Origin of the sequence: Streptomyces verrucosisporus (assembly GCF_017114865.1) — a bacterium.
GTDB classification, from domain to species: domain Bacteria; phylum Actinomycetota; class Actinomycetes; order Streptomycetales; family Streptomycetaceae; genus Streptomyces; species Streptomyces fenghuangensis.
The window spans coordinates 1-15,639 of the sequence record NZ_JADEYH010000031.1 but is presented as its reverse complement, the minus strand read 5'-3'; the positions used below and the strand labels follow the sequence as shown (position 1 = coordinate 15,639).

The window sequence follows — 15,639 nt, the reverse complement described above, 5'->3', positions numbered from 1 at the left end:
ACAGGGACAGGCCACAGGGACGGGGCCGCCGACGCGGCGCGGGCCTCCGCCGTGGGAGGTCATGGGAAGGGGTGCGGGATGGCGCCGATCGGCGCGTCCGGGTCAGGCTGGGCGGTGTACGGAAGCGATGTGCCCTCGGTGAGCCGAGGCAGTTGCGCCGTACGGCGATTGCGGTAGCCAAAGGTCATCGGCAGCAGACCGGGCACCAACACCCGTACACAGCACACGCCGTGGTGCCTCAGTTCGGGCATCGTCTGGTCGACCACCAGCACATCCATCCCCTGGTCCAGGACACCGGTCAGCGCGGTGTGCAAGTCGGCCCGCAGATCGTCCTGGTCCGACCGCAGGGTGCCCGGGATCTCCGCGAGCGGCAGCCGTCCGCCGGCCGTGGCGGGCCGGTCGAGGAGGAAGGCGTAGCGGTCGCGGGCCTCGGGGAGCGCTCCGACCGCCGAGTGGTCCTCCATGCGGCGCATCAGGTCCGGTTCCGTCAGCATCCGCAGCGCTGCCCCGCGGTTGCGCCGATAGGAGTCCCGGGTGGCGAGAATGGTGCCGACCAGTTCGTACAGGCCCCCGGTCACGGCCTGCACCGGATCGGGATGGGCGCCACCTCCCGCGAACGTCCGCGGGCCGTCTTCCCGGGAGTTCTCCGCCGTCAGGACGTAGGCCGGCATGCCGTATTCCATGGTCGCGTTGAAGCAGCGGAAGCGGAAACCGGTGAACAGTTCCGACTTGGCCAGTAGTTGGTCCAGCTGCGGGTCAGCGCCCTCCAACTGCACCTCGGGAAGGGCGAGACGTCGGTACCAGGTGAGCAGAAAGGCATCGCGCTCGGCCAGTTCGCGCAGCCCGTGCAGGACTGCCTCCTCGGTGCAGCTGCCCAGGGCGCAGCCATTGGAGGTGTCGTAGAAGAACGAGACCTCGGCGTCGTGGCGTGGCCCCCAGAAGGCTGCTCGCTCCGGCACGAGGACCGGACCGTCCTGCTGGAAGGAGTAGGCCTGCACCCAGTCGACGACGGTGTCCGGGTGGAACTCCTGGTAGCGGAACCCCTCGAGCTGATGGCTCTCCGGCGGATGGGTGCCCAGCGAAGGCGGATACAGCGCGCGATCCGCGACTTCCGTGTAGCTGGCGCGCACCGGAGCCGCCCGGCCGCCGCGCTGCAGCCCCGCGTACCGTTCCAGTCCTTCCAGCACGGCGATGGCCCGGCTGGAGCGGTAGTCCCGAGCGCGGCCGATGGCCGGCTCCCGGCGTCCCCAGCGGGACGGCAGTTCAACGGAGCATGCCCCGAACGGGCTTTGCAGGTCCTGGCGCACCTCCTTGAACAGCCCGAGGCCCGGGAAGAGCAGCTGCCGGCACAGGTGGTCCAGGTCGAGCCGCCCGGTGCGCAGCACCGCTGGGTCGGGCTTGGTGACCGGAACGCCGCGGGGAGTCAGCTCGGGCAGCGTGTCCGTGCTGATCGCGCCGCAGCCGGGGCAGGTCGAGTCGGCCAGTAGCGGTTGGTGCTCCACTGAGCCGGCGGTACCGTCCACCACGACCACCTGCCGGCCGGTGGCCGTGTCACCCCGGGCTGTGTCCTGGGACAGCAGGGCCCGCACATAGTGCTCGATGATGCCGAGCACTCCCGGCCCCCAGGTCCGCACATCGGGGGCGTGAGGCAGGGACTCCGCGAGATCGTCTCCGTCCAGGCCGGGGCCGAAGGGAGTGTTGGCGGTACGGGTCACCAGGCAGCGTGGGCAGCCCTGTGTGCCCGGTGTCCACAGCGGCCCGAGGTACGCCAGGGAGCGCCAGGTGCCCACGAACAGCAGTCGCCTGCCCATAACCAGGCTCTCCACCATGGTGTCCTGGTAGTCGCCGAGCTCGCCGAGCTCGGCCACCAGCACGGTGATGTCCTGCTGTCCACGAGTGGGCGGGGGCGGCACCGGAGCGACGGCGAACCGGTTGGCCAGATGGTGGGCGAGGTAGCCCTCGCCCACCACCGCGGGTCCGGAGGCGGCATGCTCGGTGAGGGTGGTCGGCAGGGTCATCTGGACACCTCCTCGGGTACCAGGGCGACCACCCGCAACGTGGCGCCCCCGCCGGATCCGCTGCCCGGGGCGGACCGGAGGAACGGCAGCAGCTCGGTGACCTCGTGCGCGGCAAGGTCGGCGGCCTCCGTCTGAGCCCAGGTACGGACGGGAGGAGCGAGAAACGCGACACGCTCCAGGTCCTGTGACCCCACACCGGACGCCGTACGCGCGGCCACGGCGCGGGCCAGCGCATGGGCGAGCGCCTGATCCCGGTGCGTACCGACGCCGGTCGCGGTGGCGCCGTCGGCGGTGGTGATGCGGGCCCGTACGGCGCCGTGCGCCGGCTTCTCCAGCTCGCCGACGCGCCACCGGGCGCCGGCACCGAGGCTGTCCAGCGTCTGGGTGAGGAAGGCGAGGACGGTCCCCTCGGCCGGTCGCTCCTCCGGTCCGGCAGCCTCATGCGGTGTCCCGGCCGGCGCGTCCAGCGCGGCGTGCAGCCGGGCCCGGAACCGGGCCTCGGCCAGCGACCATCCGGCGCCGAACCGGTACCGGGCGGCGTTCCGCTCTGCCGGCCAGGTCAGTTCCGCGACCCGGGCGGCCAGCTGTTCCATGGCGAACAGCACGGCTTGGTTGCGCGCCTCGCGCGGCGAGAGCGCCCTGCAGACCACGCGCAGCGCAGCGGGCCGGTCCGCGTCGCCGGCCGGATGCACCACCCGGCATGAGCTGGCCGACAGCGGAAGCTGGCTCAGGTCGTCCTCGCCCAGCGCGAGCAGCGGGCCGGTCAGGGGGTCGGTCAGGCCGGCGGCGGCCACGACGATGCGGTCGGAGACGGCGGCACGCTCCGGAGGGTCCTCGGGCATGGGTATGTCCGGGCGCACCGCCGTCTCCGGCACGGCGGTCTCCCCGGATCCCTCCCCATCACCGGCCGCGGCCGGCCGCGTGAGGGCGACGGCCTCACGGCCGTGGTGCGGACAGCACGGGTGCTGGTGGACGGTGTGGTGCCGTACGACCGGGGCCAGCGGCTCCACCGTCGTCACCGACTCGGCGTCGGGCATCCGGACGTCGGCCAGCAGGGCGAACACCTGCTGTGCCAGTTGCAGCGCGCCCACAGTGGCAGGAGCGGGGGAGAGCGCCAGCCCTGCGGCGTCCCCGTTGGCGGGGACGCCGATGGACCGATACACGCACTCCCAGCACCACGACGCGTCGGCCAGCGGCGGCACGGCCGTGGTGAACGGCCCGCAGTGGCCGAGGACGCCGACCGGGATGCCGCGCGAGCGCAGCAGGCGCTGCACCCGGCCGAGAGCGGCCGGGGTGACGTCGTCGCAGGCGAGCAGGACCACATCGGCGTCGGCGCAGGCCGGGTGGTCGTCGAGGCCCTCCAGCGGATCGCCGTCGGTGAAGTGCAGCCGCCAGCGGTAGCCGCTGTCGGGCACCTGGGCCGACTGCTCCGCGGTATCCGCGTCCTCCTTCCCGGTGACCACGTCCAGTCGGGCGATGCCGGACTCGCGCAGGGCGTCGAGCATGGCGCGCAGAGCGACGCCCTGGCCGGCGCAGACCACGCGCCGGGTCCGCACCTGGCGCAGCCGGGTCACCGGACGGTCGGCGTGGTGCTCCAGAAAGGCGAGGTGGGTGGCGTATCGCTCGCGCATCCAGTCCGGAACCGGCTCGGCGGGATGGCTGACCTCCTTGATGAAGCCGTTGTGCAGCAGCACGCGCACGAGGCGCAGCACCGAACTGCGTGCGTTCTCGGAGAGATCGCCGTAGATGTCGGCCAGGCTGCGCTCTCCGTCCAGGTTGCCGAAGAGAGAACTGACCAGCTGGTAGGCACCCTGGCCGCGGACGGAGAACGAGCCGGCGTTGTTGCCCAGCCAGACGCCGTCGTCCTGGCGGACGTAGAACGCGTCGGCGCGGACCCGGTAGGTGCTGTCCAGGCCCTGCTGGACAGCGTTGGTGACCTGGGGAGAGTTGTCGTCAGCCATGTCACAGCTTCCCGTGTGCGGTGTAGACGGATGCCGCCTCGCCTTCGGAGACGTAGCGGATTCGGCTGGGCCGCTGGTGTTCCGGCAGTTGGGTGCAGTGCTCCTCGACAGCCGGGGGATCGACCTCCCCGACCACGGTGGCGGCCAGATGCTCCAGTCCGGAGGACGGGTGCTCCACGGTGACCCGGGCGTCGCTGACGCCGTCCAGCGTGAGCAGATGGCGCTCGACGGCCCGCGGATACACCAGTACGCCGGCCAGCTTCTCGCCGCCGTCCGGGCGGCCTTCCAAACAGAGGTGACCGGCGGAGTCGAAGCGCCCGTAGTCCGTCCCCGACACCAGGCCGGCGGTGGGGGTCGGCGCCTGCCCGGGGCGCCACTGGTACTGGGCACAGCCGGGCCCGGTGACGCACACCTCGCCGGTGCCCCGCTCGTCGGGGTTCCGGATCCACACGGACTTCCCGGCGATCGGGAATCCGACGTGCTCGTTGTGTCCGGGATCGTGGTCCAGCGCGATCGCCCCCGTCTCCGCGGTGCCGTAGAGATTGCTCACCCGGATGCCGGTGAAGTGCTCCCGGATGAGCCGCACCCGCTCGCCGCTGAGATGGCCGCCTCCCAGGAACAGCGCCACGGAGTCCATCGCCGCCGGCTCGATCGCGTTGATGCACGCGGCGGCGGCGAGGGCGGGGACACCCAGCGCGGCCACCCGGTGCCGCTGGGCCAGGCCGGTCAGTGGACGCCAGTCGTGCGGCGGGAAGATCAGCAGATCGCGACGGAAGAAGAGTGCCGGCAGTACGGACATGAAGAAGGCGGCGGAGAATCCCAGCGGCAGGCAGGTGGCCAGTGCGGTGGGGGGTCTGCCCCCGATTGCGTCCTGGTACATCGCCGCCTCACTGTGCAGCGCGATCAGCTCCCATTCGTCGGCGTGGCCGATGGCCACCTTCGGCGTGCCGGTGCTGCCCGAGGTGCAGATGCCCCACAGCGGGCGATCGGACGAGGCCGGCAGCGAGGCTCCTCCGGTCACCTCGAACACCTCGGGAGCCGATTCGCGGACGGTGAGTCCCAGGCGCTTCGGAGATGCCCACAGCAGCGTTGTGTCCGGGACAGAGGCGACGGCGAGCAGCGAGGCCAGCGACGCCATCGGCCCGCCTTCCGGGTTCACGGCGTAGGTGGTGCCGCAGCGGAGCAGCGCCGCGCGCCGGCGCCCCTCGGACAGCAGGTCGTCCCAGGAGGCGAACTCCGCTCCCCAGTACACGCCGGGGTCGCGGCCCGAGGCCGTGGAACCGGACACGGCGGGCGTCAGGAAGCGGCTGAATGGCGTTCGGCCCATGTCACCCATCCTTCGATGGTCTTGGGGACGTCCCCCGGTGCGGGGGTGTCCAGGCGCGGCAGGCGCTGGGTGAGGAATCCCCGCACCACGACCACCTCCAGCGAGTCGAGCGGGCGGTGCGGATCCCCCTCCTGGAGCAACCGGGACAGGTCCTCCCGCAGTGAGCCGGGGGACGGCGGCTCAGGCGAAGTCATGCTCGGCCTCCCGGTGCCAGAAGGTTTCGACGGTCTGGATGAACTGCTCCGGGGCGTCCCTGCTGACGAGATGACCCGCGCCCGGCACGACATGACCGCTGACCGGCCCCCCGAGGCGGGCCGCGCTCTCGGCGGCGGCCCGCTCAGCGGATTTGAGCGATCCGTTGATCAACAGCGTGCGGATCCCGAGCTCTGTCAGTTCCTGCGGGCTGACGCGCACCGTTCCCGCGAAGTCGCGCCCCGCGTGGGCGACGACCGAGCCGAGCGTCTGCTTCCAGCGCATCGAGTGCAGCCGCTCGTACTCGTCTGCGAGCTCTGGATGTTCCGCGGCCAGCTGCTCAAAGCCGGCGATCTGCGCCTGGAAGGCGTCCTCGGCGGTGTCCGGCACGAACCCTGTGAGCACCAGGGAGCCGACCAGGTGCGGACGAGCGGCGGCGGCACGTACGGCGAGCGGGCCCCCGAGATACGAGGCTCCGATCAGCCGTCCCGGCCCGAAGCGGTCGAGCAGGGCCAGTACGTAGCGCAAGGCGTCGTCGTAGTAGTCGGGCTGGGCGTCCAGCGGACACCGGCCGTGGCCGGGCAGGTCGATGGGCACCGGCCGGTACCCGCCGCGCCATGCGGATATCTGCCGGCCGAAATGCGCGTATGCCGTGCCCAGCAGGCCATGGAGCAGGTAGACGAGCGGTCGCTGGGGCACGATCACGATCGGCCTGCGGTGGCGGGCCGGGGCGACGGGTTGACGAAGTGCCCCACTTCGATGCCCGAGGACTCGATGCGGTCGAGTATGTGCCGTGGGCGGCGCAGGTCGGCGACCTGGAACTGAGAGGAACGCTCATCGTTGCGGGTCTGCGCATCGCCCCTGTAGGGCGCCACGTCCGGACTGCCGGGGGAGATGACGCCGGCCAGGCCGAGGGCACGGTCCTGGAACTCCTGGGGCTCGCGGGTGGTGAGGACGAGTCGCTGTTCCGGGCATGCGAACGCGACGGCCGCCATCATCCGCAGATAGTCCTCGTCACTGACCCGGGTGGTGTCGCGCGATGTCATGGCGGGACGCATCCGAGGCACGGAAAGGTCCGTCACGGCCCCGCGCCGGCGCAGGTGCTCGCCGTGGGCGACCAGGGCCACCAGCTCGGCGGACAGATCGTCGTGCAGCCCGACCAGTACGCCCGGGTTCACATAGCGGTAGCCGGCGTCGAGCCAACGGTCGAAGGAGGTCACGCGGCGGTTGAAATCGGCCTTGGGCACCCCGGCGGACGTCTTTCCCATGAACCGGCGGTAGGTGTCCCGGTCATAGCTCTCCTGGAAGACGCACATGGTGACCGGGTCCTCGCGCTCCACCCATTCACCGAGGATCTCGATCTCGTCCGGTTCCATGCTCCCGATGTTGAAGTAGATCCGCTCGAAGCCCATATCCAGCGCAGTGCGGATGGCCCAGCCGATGCGGAAGGCCGAGGCGAGACGGGTGTGCTTGTCCTCGTATTCGCCGGTGAGTAGCCCGACCCCGCGCACACCCTCATGGTCGCGCAGAATTCGCAGCTGCTCGATGATCTCATTGCGGCCGGAGAACTTGCGGTCGAGGCGGACGTTTCCCTTCCGCATGGAGCACATCTTGCACTCGGAGTCGCAGTGGTTGGTCGTGTAGAGCGGAACGAATGTGTGCAGGACCGGAGCGCGGGTCGCACACCTCTCCTCGGCCGCCTTCTTGAGTTCGTCTGTGGTTATCGAGCGGTCCTCCCACAGTGCGAGCGCGACGGCCGCGCGTGACTCCGGGGGCTCCTGCCCCAGCGGGAGCGAAAGGACTGACCGGGTGTCGACGGCGACCGCCGCTTCGCGCACTTCTGCCAGGTCCGGAAGGGTGAAGTCGCTGGAATCTTCCTGCACGTGCTCGGCCATGGCGAATCTCCTCTGCGTACCGGGTGAAGTGTGCGAACAGCGCATGTATATCCGCCGCGAATCACCGCGGGCAAGAGGCTGTAAAAACGGCGGAGACGCCTCCGTTTCATGCTGTGACGTGCAAAGACAGGTTGTTCCTTAGTGGATTCCCTGTCGTCTGCCGACCACCTCTTCACCAGTTCCTTAGTGCGCACGGAGCGATGGCATGTCATCTGGGAAGCCGGTTACGAGCGTTTCTCGCGGATCGCTCGAAGGGCCTTGACCACCGGAAATGACCCGCCATAGCCTCCGTTTTGTGCGCAGTCAGTCGACGCGCATTCGTTCCGATCGAAATTGAAGGGAGAGTTCCCGTGGACGCGGAACTGAAGGACCTTGACATCGACGCCCTGGAGATTTCCGAATTCCTGGACGAGAGCCGGCTGGAGGACAGCGAGGTTGTGGCCAAGGTGATGTCGGCCTCCTGCACCACCTGCGAGTGCTGCTGTTCCTGCTCCTCCTGACTCCAGGAGTGCATTAGGTGATCAGCGTGCATTGACACGTGGGGAGCGGTGTCCGCGCCCGGTTTTTCGGCACGGACACCGCTCTCCTGATCCCAATATGCCACATCGGCTGTGAAAGGAATTACCATGCCCTCCATGGCGCCGCTCGTCGCGGACGAGTCAGTCTCCGGTCTTCCGTTGAGCACACCGGGCCGACGGGTGGTGATGCTCTATGTACACGTACCGTTCTGCTACTCCCGGTGCACCTTCTGCGACTGGGTCCAGGGCATTCCCAACAAGGACCTGCTCCGCCGCCCGGAGGACTCCGTCCGGCGCTCGTACATCGACGCGATGTGCCGTGAGATCAAGGCCCGTGGGGCGGAGCTGCGCAGTGAGACGCACACCCCCTACGTGATGTATTGGGGAGGCGGCACGGCCAGCAGTCTGGACGAGCGTGAGGCCACCCAGATCATGGAGGCCCTGCGGTCCTCCTTCGACTTCGGCGGGGTCGCCGAGGCCACGATCGAGTGCAGCCCGGACACCGTGGACGCGGCGAAGCTGCGCTTGTTCCGCTCGCTGGGCTTCAACCGGGTCTCCAGCGGCGTACAGTCCTTCGACGATGCCAGGCTGCGGCGGCTCGGCCGCCGGCACTCCGCCGAGCAGGCGGAGCGGATCGTCTACAACGCCCGGGAAGCCGGCTTCGAGGACGTGACCATCGACATCATGTCGGGCTTCCCCGACCAGGATGCCGAGGAACTCGACGCCACGGTGGCCAAGGCGCTGGAGCTTCCGCTGAGCCACCTGTCGCTCTACTCCTTCCGCCCGACGCCCGGCACCTTTATGAGGCGCAGGATGGCCGGGGTGGAGAAGCGGGACTATCTGCGCAAGCAGCAGCTCCTCTTCACCCGGGCCCGCCAGGCCATCCACGGATCGGGGCTCACCGAGTACGCCTCGGGCTACTTCGGCAAGGTCTCGCCGTTCGCGGCGATGTACTTCCAGCTCCGCGCCGACACGGTGGGGCTGGGATCCGGCGCCATCTCCCTGCTGGACGGGCGGTTCCAGTCCCATGAGAAGGGGCGGTTGCACTCCTATATCAGTGATCCGCTCGGCTTCGACATCGATGTGTCGGCCGGTCAGGACCGAGTCCTCGTATCGCTGCTCCAGGCCGGTCTCGCGATGTTCGACGGGGTCCTGCGGGACCAGTGGCGGCTTGCCACCGGCACAGAGCTGGCCGAGGTGCTGACCCGGCCGGCGATCGCCCCACTCGCCGAGTTCCTCCGCGGCCGGGGTCTGGTCGAGGACGAGCGAGGTATCCGGCTGCCCAGGAGACAGGCCGGGATCACACTGATCGAGCTCGCCTTCGAGATGGCCATGTCCCAGCCGGAGATCGGATGACCACGCACAGCAGTAAGGACGCCGCACCGGCCGCGGAGAACGCCCCGCTGGAGTCGGATCCGGCGGACGACTGGCTGGAGATCCGGCTGACCGGGGCCGCGGCCGACCGGGACCGCCTGCTGCAGGAGGTGGCCCGCCCGCTGCTGACCGTCGTGGCCCCTGAACGGCCCGGATTCTTCCTGCCCGTCCCGGGGGCCGGCCCGGGCACCGCCGCTCTCTGCGTGCAGTTGCGGCCGGAGGGAAGAAAGGAGTCCCGCGCCTGCCTGAGCCAAGCACGGGAGCGTGCGCGGGAGATCGGCGGGGTCGAGGTGACGGCAGGCCCGGCCCGGCTGGTTCCGCTCGCCGGTTCCGTGTTCGCCGGGCCGCGGCTGGGGCCGGTCACCCGTTCGGTGCTGGCGTCGGCATGCCCGGCGCTGCTGGAATTGACCGTCGCGTCGGAGCGCGGCAGGCCCGCCCTGCTGTGGGCGGCGGCGGAACTGATGGCTGCGCATCTGCGGGGCGTCAGTACCGCGGGGCCGGCGACCGTCCAGCAACTCGTGGAGGGGCGGGAAGGCGTCCCTCTCGGGTTTCTCAGCTACCGCTCGCACGCCGAGGCGTTCGTCGCGTCCAGCCGGGATCCGCGGGGCGCGCAGGCGATGCTGGAGCAGAAGTACGAGCGGATCGCATACCGGCTGGAGCCCCTGGTGGACGGGGTGCTGGCACAGGCCGAGGGCCGCGGACCCGTGGTGTCCCCGGCCGCGGCGACCTGGTTCCAGGCTGTGCATCCGGTCAAGGCCGAGGTCACGGAAGACTTCCGCGCGGGGCGCCTGTGGCTCCAGGACGAAGGCCCAGATCCCGCCAACGGCGTTGACCTGAAAGACAGTTCATTCCATCGCGTCGTCGCCGGCTCGGATGGTTTGCAACGTTTCCTGAACGAGGATCCGGCCTTCCTTGCCACCCGACTGCTGACCAGCCTGCTCTACGCCGGCCTCGACGCCGGCGGTATCGCGCTGGCCGAACGCTACTTCCTCTGCTACGCGGTCAGTCGAGCCTGTGAAGCACTCTTCGAGGTGAGTGCCCTGGCAGTGGTAACGGCTCTGGCCCGGGACCGACGGCCATGACTTGAGCCGGCTGGGCAGTGCGCCGCTGCGTGCGCTGTTCGTGGTTGCCGCGGAACCGACGGTTCCCGCCGGTCGCGGCGAGGTGTTCTGGCGTGACCGGCGCAAGGCGGTCGTGGACGGCACGACCTTCGACGTACCCGCCGGCGCGGGCAATGCGCCGGCCTTCGGTACGCCGGTCGGCGGGGTGTCGCCGCAGGCCCGCCTTGTCGCGCCGGCCGGGTGTGGCACAGGCGGAGAAGACGCCGATCCGGCAGTTCCGGGTCCGGCCGGCAGTTCCGGAGTGCTGGCGCTGGACCCCGGCTGAGGTGGTGCCCTTCCCGATGAGCCCGGTGTCATCGGGCTCCCACCTCGCTCCGGCGAGGAGGTGCCGCAGGCCGTCAGGCGTGGGGTGGCCGGCCTGTTCGGCCGGCTGCCGGCTGTTCTTGCGGGCCACCGGGGCGAGCAGGAGTGCTAAGTCATGGTCATCGGGTCCGGGCCAGGGGCTGAATAACCCCCGGAATCGAGGCGGAAAACGCTGGCCAGTGGCGTCAGTCGATTTGATCAAAGAAAGTCAATGAGGTTTCATGTTCTCAGGGGCCGAAGATTTCCGGAATTCATTGTTCCATTTCTGTTGGCCGAAAAGCATCGATCTCATGCGGGGTCGCACGAGTCGGGTGCTAGCCTCAACGGAGTTCTCGCGTCGTCATGAGGGGGCCATCATGTCCACGCAGTATCAGCCCGGGAAGAAACAGAAGATCAACGCATCTGTGCGCGTCCGTCGGCCCGGCGGAAATGTGAACGTGGACAAGATCGGCCAGGCGCTCGGTCCCCGCGGGGTGAACACCGCCGGCGTGATGAAGGAGTTCAACGCCGCTACCGCGGTGTACAGCGAAATGCCTCTTGCCTGACGCGTTACCGGAATGTATCCAGGGCGTGTGCCGGGAACGCGGCAGCATGGCAGCCGAACTTCAGCACGGGGGAAAGCGATGTATGTGGATGTGCTCGGCCCGTTAAAGGTTTCGCAGGGTGTCATCTCGGTGGTTCCCACAGCACCGAAGGCCAAAGTGCTCCTCGCGCTGCTGGCCATGCGGGCCAATCAGTTCGTCCCGGTCTCAATGATCGTCCAGGAACTGTGGTCCAAGAGTGCCCCAGCGTGCGCGCGAACCGCCGTGCAGACGTATGTCCTCGACCTGCGCAAGCGCATGGCCCAGGCCGTGGCTCAGTCCCGAGCGGCCGTCGGCTCTGAGCCCGGGCTCGCCCTGGCCACGGAGTCCGAGGGCTATGTGCTCAAGGTCGCCGACGACCGGGTGGCGTTGCGGCGCTTCGAGATGTTCACGGCGGTCGGCTACCGCGCCCGGGAGCAAGGCGACTTCCAGGCCGCCTCCGACGCCTTCACCAAGGCGCTCGCGCTCTGGCGTGGAGACGCGCTCTCCGACATACGCACCGGACCTCAGCTCCAGGCGGAGGTCGAGGAACTCGAGGAGGCCCACCTCAACCTCCTTGACCGCCGTATCGATGCGGATCTCCGCCTGGGACGCCACCATGAGCTCCTGGGCGAACTGCGGGGCATCATCGCCCGGCACCCCACGCACGAGGGTCTGTGCGCGCATCTGATGCTTGCGCTGTACCGGGCCGGACGACGCTCGGAGGCGCTGGAGGTGTATCACAAGGTGCGTTCCAGCCTGGTCAAGGAGTTCGGCCTGGAGCCCTCTCCCGCGCTGCGCCGCCTCCAGCGTTCGATGCTCCTCTCCGACCAAGGACCGGGCGAGGTCAACGTCACCTGGGACGCCCCCGAGCGCTGAACCGTCGCGCGTGCCTCGTACGCCCGGCCAGGCAGCGTGAACGCACCTCAGCCGTGAACTGGGTGCGCTTCTTGATCGGCTTGATGTGGCCGTAGAGCTTGCCCCGGGCAAGGTCCAGGGCTGCGAACAAGTGCCGGACCCCGGCGGGCCGGCGGCCCGATGCCACGCGGATCGAGCTCGCCTGGATGCGGGAGCGTTGACGGGAGGGGGCGGGTCCGGAACCACTCCTGCCGCTCTCCCGGTCCGGACAACGGGCGGGCCGGGGCTTAGCGTGGTGCCGTGAACGAGGGCGCGGGCGGATCCGCGACCGCCCGGTGACAGGGGAAGCGGGGGATTCGAGGGTGACGGGTAAGGCCGGATCGCGGGTGCGGCGCGGGATCGTCGGCGCGGCGGCGACGGCGGCCGCACTGGCGGCCCTGGCCACGGCGGGGTGGTACGGCTATGTGTGGCTGGCCGAGCCGATGAGCGTCCTGTCGAGCACCGGCGAGGTCGACGCGGCCAGCCGCGAGGCCGCGCCGGAGGGCGAACGCCGTCTGGAGGAGATCGTCGACGGCCTGCCGGGCGTGTCACGGCAACTCGGCACCGCCGCGAAGGACCACTGCCTGCGCCACCCCGCATTCGAGGGCGAACCGCCCGGCCCGGTGAGCTGCCAGTGGCGGCTGGAGCGGTACGTCGTCCTCGACGGCGACCCGTACGAGGTCGGCGAGAAGTGGGCGGAGGCGCTCGGCGAGGACCGGTGGACCGGCTCGCCGGAGCCGCTGCCGGTGAACTTCTCCCCTTCCTCCGAACGGTACGGGTACCGCGACACGCGCACCCGTGACCACCTCGTCGTCACACTCGTCCGGGACGGCTCCGACCTGCCGCTGCTGTATGCCCCGCCCGTCCTCGAACCGTTCACCGAACACGAGCGGAAGCGACGGGACTTCACCGGGCGAGAGGCGGCACGGGAGGCGGTGGCGGAGGGGCGGCGGGTCGCCAGGATCTCGCTGCTGCACGCCTACCACGCCCAGGAGGGCGACGCCCCCTTCGAGCCGCTGCGCTGACCACCCGCGCCCCGGCGGCGGACCGCGTACGCCGGGTGACCGTACACGCACTCCGGGTGGACGGCGTGCGGCCCTTTCGGTAACTCTGGGCGGGTTCGGCCGCGGGGGAGACCGCGCGTACAGCACAGCACCGGGAGGGCCGCCCATGACCACAGACGATGCCTGCGCCACGGAGGAAGCGGACCCGGGAGCGGACCCGGCAGTGGACCTGGGAGGGGAACCGAACCCCTCGAGCAGCCTGCGCACCTTCGGTGCCGTCGTCCAGGCCCTGCGCGAGCACGCCGGCCTCAGCCGCGCCGAACTCGGCACCTGGGTGCGGTACTCCAAGCACACGGTGGCGTCGGTGGAACTGGGCCGCCGGATGCCCGACGAGTCGTTCGTGGAACTGGCCGAGGTCGCCCTCGGCGACACCGGCGCCCTGCGCAAGGCCGCCAAGTACCTGACGCGCGGCGAACCGGGCCTGGCCGCCTGGTTCCGCCAGTGGGCCCGCCTGGAACGGCTCGCGGTGAGCCTGGCCACGTACGAGTGCAGGCTGGTGCCGGGGTTGTTGCAGACGGAGGGGTACATGCGCGCCCTCTGCGAGAACGACATCCCACCTCTCACGGACGAGGATCTGGAGGCCACCGTACGGGCCCGTCTGGAGCGGCAGCGGTTGCTCCACGAGAGGCCCGGCACCACCTTCGACTTCATCGTCGAGGAGGCCGTCTTCATGCGCCGTCTCGGCGGGATCGAGGTCACCCGCGAACTGCTCGACCACGTCCTCGGCCTCATCTCCCGGCGTAACGTGACGCTCCAGGTCATGGCTGCGGACAGCGAGCAACACGCCTGCCTCGCCGGTCCCGTCCGGCTGCTTGAGACACCGGACGGACAGTGGCTGGCGTACTCGGAGGGACAGGAGAACGGGCGCCTGATCGCTGACCGGAAAGAGGTGAGCCGCATCCAGAAGCGCTATGCGAGACTGCGCTCGCAGGCCCTGTCCCCGAAAGAGTCCGCGGGCCTGCTGGAGCGGATGCGAGGAGAGTTGTGAGGACGACGGAACTCGACTGGTTCAAGTCCAGCTACAGCAGCGCCCAGGGCGATGACTGCGTGGAGGTCGCCGTCACCGGGCAGGCCGTGCACGTGCGGGACTCCAAGGACGTCAGCCGCCCGGCCTTCGCGGTCGGCCGCGAGGGCTGGAGCCGGTTCGTGCGGCACATGGCGGGGGAGTAGCGCGGGACGCGTCCCGGCGGAAAAGGCTTCGATACGGCGGACGGCACCCCATGGGGGGCCGTCCGCCTCGTCATGTCCGGACGGCGGCCAGAGATCGATACGGCTCCTGCGGTGGACGTGCCGGTTGCGCGGGGCTTCTCTTGACTTGAGTCGGCTCAAGTTTTATGCAGGAGGTGCAGGCATAAGACGCCCGGTTCCCGCACCGTGCGCCGGTGGGCGGCGGTGGTGAGAGGAGGGACCACAAGTGGCACGAGCGGTAGGCATCGATCTGGGCACCACCAACTCCGTGGTGTCCGTGCTGGAGGCAGGCGAGCCCGCGGTCGTCGCCAACGCCGAGGGCGCCCGGACCACCCCTTCGGTGGTGGCGTTCGCCAAGAACGGTGAAGTGCTGGTGGGCGAGGTGGCCAAGCGGCAGGCGGTGACGAACGTGGAGCGCACCGTCCGCTCGGTCAAGCGGCACATGGGCGAGGAGGGCTGGCGCTTCCCCGCGACGGGGGACGTGGACGGCAGGCGGTACGCCGCCCAGGAGATCTCCGCGCGGGTGCTGCAGAAGCTGAAGCGGGACGCCGAGGCGTACCTGGGCGAGAAGGTCACCGACGCGGTGATCACCGTCCCCGCCTACTTCAACGACGCCCAGCGCACGGCGACGAAGGAGGCCGGCGAGATCGCGGGCCTGAACGTCCTGCGGATCGTCAACGAGCCCACGGCCGCCGCCCTGGCCTACGGGCTGGAGAAGGAGGACCAGACGGTCCTGGTCTTCGACCTCGGCGGCGGCACCTTCGACGTCTCGCTGCTGGAGATCGGCGAGGGCGTGGTGGAGGTGAAGGCCACCAACGGCGACACGCACCTGGGCGGCGACGACTGGGACCAGCGGATCGTCGACCACCTGGTCAAGCAGTTCAAGAACGCCCACGGGGTCGATCTGGCCAAGGACAAGATGGCCGTCCAGCGGCTGCGCGAGGCGGCGGAGAAGGCGAAGATCGAACTGTCCTCCGCCACGGAGACGACCATCGGCCTGCCCTATGTCACCGCGTCGGACCAGGGTCCGCTGCACCTGGAGGAGAAGCTCACCCGGGCCCGGTTCCAGGAGCTGACCGCCGACCTGCTGGAGCGCTGCAAGGGGCCCTTCCACCAGGCCGTGAAGGACGCCCGGGTGTCGGTCTCCGACATCGACCACGTGGTGCTGGTCGGAGGGTCCACGCGGATGCCCGCGGTGACGGACCTGGTCCGCGAGCTCAC

Annotated in this window: 15 protein-coding genes and 1 pseudogene; 9 read left to right on the top strand and 7 right to left on the bottom strand. The window is 69.9% G+C overall.

Annotated elements, in window-relative coordinates:
• Positions 1–59: 59 nt before the first annotated feature.
• Genes IQ279_RS23925 through nocL form a run of 6 tightly spaced genes read right to left on the bottom strand, consistent with a single transcriptional unit; the run spans position 60 to position 7,393 of the window.
• Entirely contained in the window at positions 60–2,018 is a 1,959-nt protein-coding gene (locus IQ279_RS23925; protein WP_206351327.1) for a TOMM precursor leader peptide-binding protein, read from the bottom strand.
• A complete protein-coding gene (locus IQ279_RS23920) occupies positions 2,015–3,979 on the bottom strand; it encodes a hypothetical protein (RefSeq protein ID WP_206351325.1) in 1,965 nt (654 codons plus the stop codon). Before IQ279_RS23920 ends, IQ279_RS23925 begins: the two co-directional genes overlap by 4 nt.
• Position 3,980: 1 nt before the next feature.
• On the bottom strand, positions 3,981–5,306 hold the full coding sequence (locus IQ279_RS23915; protein WP_206351323.1) for an AMP-binding protein: 1,326 nt from the start codon (positions 5,304–5,306) through the stop codon (positions 3,981–3,983).
• Positions 5,276–5,500 carry a hypothetical protein gene (locus IQ279_RS23910; protein ID WP_206351321.1) on the bottom strand — a complete coding sequence of 75 codons (225 nt, stop codon included), beginning with the start codon at positions 5,498–5,500 and terminating at the stop codon, positions 5,276–5,278. Before IQ279_RS23910 ends, IQ279_RS23915 begins: the two co-directional genes overlap by 31 nt.
• Positions 5,487–6,197 (bottom strand): alpha/beta fold hydrolase, encoded by a 711-nt coding sequence (locus IQ279_RS23905; RefSeq protein WP_206351319.1) that lies wholly within the window; start codon positions 6,195–6,197, stop codon positions 5,487–5,489. The genes IQ279_RS23910 and IQ279_RS23905 overlap by 14 nt, the downstream gene beginning before the upstream one ends.
• A 2-nt stretch (positions 6,198–6,199) precedes the next feature.
• Positions 6,200–7,393 (bottom strand): 3-methyl-2-indolic acid synthase, encoded by a 1,194-nt coding sequence (gene nocL / locus IQ279_RS23900; protein ID WP_206351317.1) that lies wholly within the window; start codon positions 7,391–7,393, stop codon positions 6,200–6,202.
• 350 nt (positions 7,394–7,743) lie between these two features.
• Here nocL and IQ279_RS23895 point away from each other — a divergent pair, with 350 nt between their 5' ends.
• The 3 genes from IQ279_RS23895 (at position 7,744) to IQ279_RS23885 (ending at position 10,367) form a co-directional block, all read left to right on the top strand.
• Positions 7,744–7,893: a thiocillin/thiostrepton family thiazolyl peptide gene (locus IQ279_RS23895; protein ID WP_206351315.1), complete on the top strand. Its 150-nt coding sequence runs from the start codon at positions 7,744–7,746 to the stop codon at positions 7,891–7,893.
• Positions 7,894–8,028: 135 nt separating this feature from the next.
• The gene (locus IQ279_RS23890) at positions 8,029–9,267 is read left to right on the top strand and encodes a coproporphyrinogen-III oxidase family protein (RefSeq protein WP_206351313.1); all 1,239 of its coding nucleotides are present in this window, start codon (positions 8,029–8,031) and stop codon (positions 9,265–9,267) included.
• On the top strand, positions 9,264–10,367 hold the full coding sequence (locus tag IQ279_RS23885) for a hypothetical protein (protein ID WP_206351312.1): 1,104 nt from the start codon (positions 9,264–9,266) through the stop codon (positions 10,365–10,367). Before IQ279_RS23890 ends, IQ279_RS23885 begins: the two co-directional genes overlap by 4 nt.
• Positions 10,368–10,580: 213 nt before the next feature.
• Here the strand turns inward: IQ279_RS23885 and IQ279_RS23880 are convergent.
• Positions 10,581–10,704 (bottom strand): annotated as a pseudogene (locus IQ279_RS23880) (IS701 family transposase); the annotation flags it as partial.
• Positions 10,705–11,065: 361 nt separating this feature from the next.
• Here IQ279_RS23880 and IQ279_RS23875 point away from each other — a divergent pair.
• The 6 genes from IQ279_RS23875 to IQ279_RS23850 all read left to right on the top strand — a co-directional run.
• Entirely contained in the window at positions 11,066–11,254 is a 189-nt protein-coding gene (locus IQ279_RS23875) for a hypothetical protein (protein ID WP_206351311.1), read from the top strand.
• 129 nt (positions 11,255–11,383) lie between these two features.
• Positions 11,384–12,148: an AfsR/SARP family transcriptional regulator gene (locus tag IQ279_RS23870; protein ID WP_307792509.1), complete on the top strand. Its 765-nt coding sequence runs from the start codon at positions 11,384–11,386 to the stop codon at positions 12,146–12,148.
• Positions 12,149–12,489: 341 nt separating this feature from the next.
• Positions 12,490–13,191 carry a hypothetical protein gene (locus IQ279_RS23865; protein WP_206351309.1) on the top strand — a complete coding sequence of 234 codons (702 nt, stop codon included), beginning with the start codon at positions 12,490–12,492 and terminating at the stop codon, positions 13,189–13,191.
• A gap of 145 nt (positions 13,192–13,336) precedes the next feature.
• Complete coding sequence (locus IQ279_RS23860; protein WP_206351308.1) at positions 13,337–14,218, top strand: helix-turn-helix domain-containing protein; 882 nt, start codon at positions 13,337–13,339, stop codon at positions 14,216–14,218.
• Complete coding sequence (locus tag IQ279_RS23855; RefSeq protein WP_206351307.1) at positions 14,215–14,400, top strand: DUF397 domain-containing protein; 186 nt, start codon at positions 14,215–14,217, stop codon at positions 14,398–14,400. Before IQ279_RS23860 ends, IQ279_RS23855 begins: the two co-directional genes overlap by 4 nt.
• A gap of 244 nt (positions 14,401–14,644) precedes the next feature.
• A partial coding sequence (locus tag IQ279_RS23850; protein ID WP_206351306.1) for an Hsp70 family protein occupies positions 14,645–15,639 on the top strand: 995 nt, incomplete at its 3' end.

Bases quoted from the DNA above. Each gene is read 5' to 3' on its own strand.
- IQ279_RS23890 (WP_206351313.1), top strand. From the start codon at position 8,029: ATGGCGCCGCTCGTCGCGGACGAGTCAGTCTCCGGTCTTCCGTTGAGC.
- IQ279_RS23875 (WP_206351311.1), top strand. From the start codon at position 11,066: ATGTCCACGCAGTATCAGCCCGGGAAGAAACAGAAGATCAACGCATCT.
- nocL (WP_206351317.1), bottom strand. From the start codon at position 7,393: ATGGCCGAGCACGTGCAGGAAGATTCCAGCGACTTCACCCTTCCGGAC.
- IQ279_RS23910 (WP_206351321.1), bottom strand. From the start codon at position 5,500: ATGACTTCGCCTGAGCCGCCGTCCCCCGGCTCACTGCGGGAGGACCTG.
- IQ279_RS23915 (WP_206351323.1), bottom strand. From the start codon at position 5,306: ATGGGCCGAACGCCATTCAGCCGCTTCCTGACGCCCGCCGTGTCCGGT.
- IQ279_RS23925 (WP_206351327.1), bottom strand. From the start codon at position 2,018: ATGACCCTGCCGACCACCCTCACCGAGCATGCCGCCTCCGGACCCGCG.
- IQ279_RS23885 (WP_206351312.1), top strand. From the start codon at position 9,264: ATGACCACGCACAGCAGTAAGGACGCCGCACCGGCCGCGGAGAACGCC.
- IQ279_RS23920 (WP_206351325.1), bottom strand. From the start codon at position 3,979: ATGGCTGACGACAACTCTCCCCAGGTCACCAACGCTGTCCAGCAGGGC.
- IQ279_RS23860 (WP_206351308.1), top strand. From the start codon at position 13,337: ATGACCACAGACGATGCCTGCGCCACGGAGGAAGCGGACCCGGGAGCG.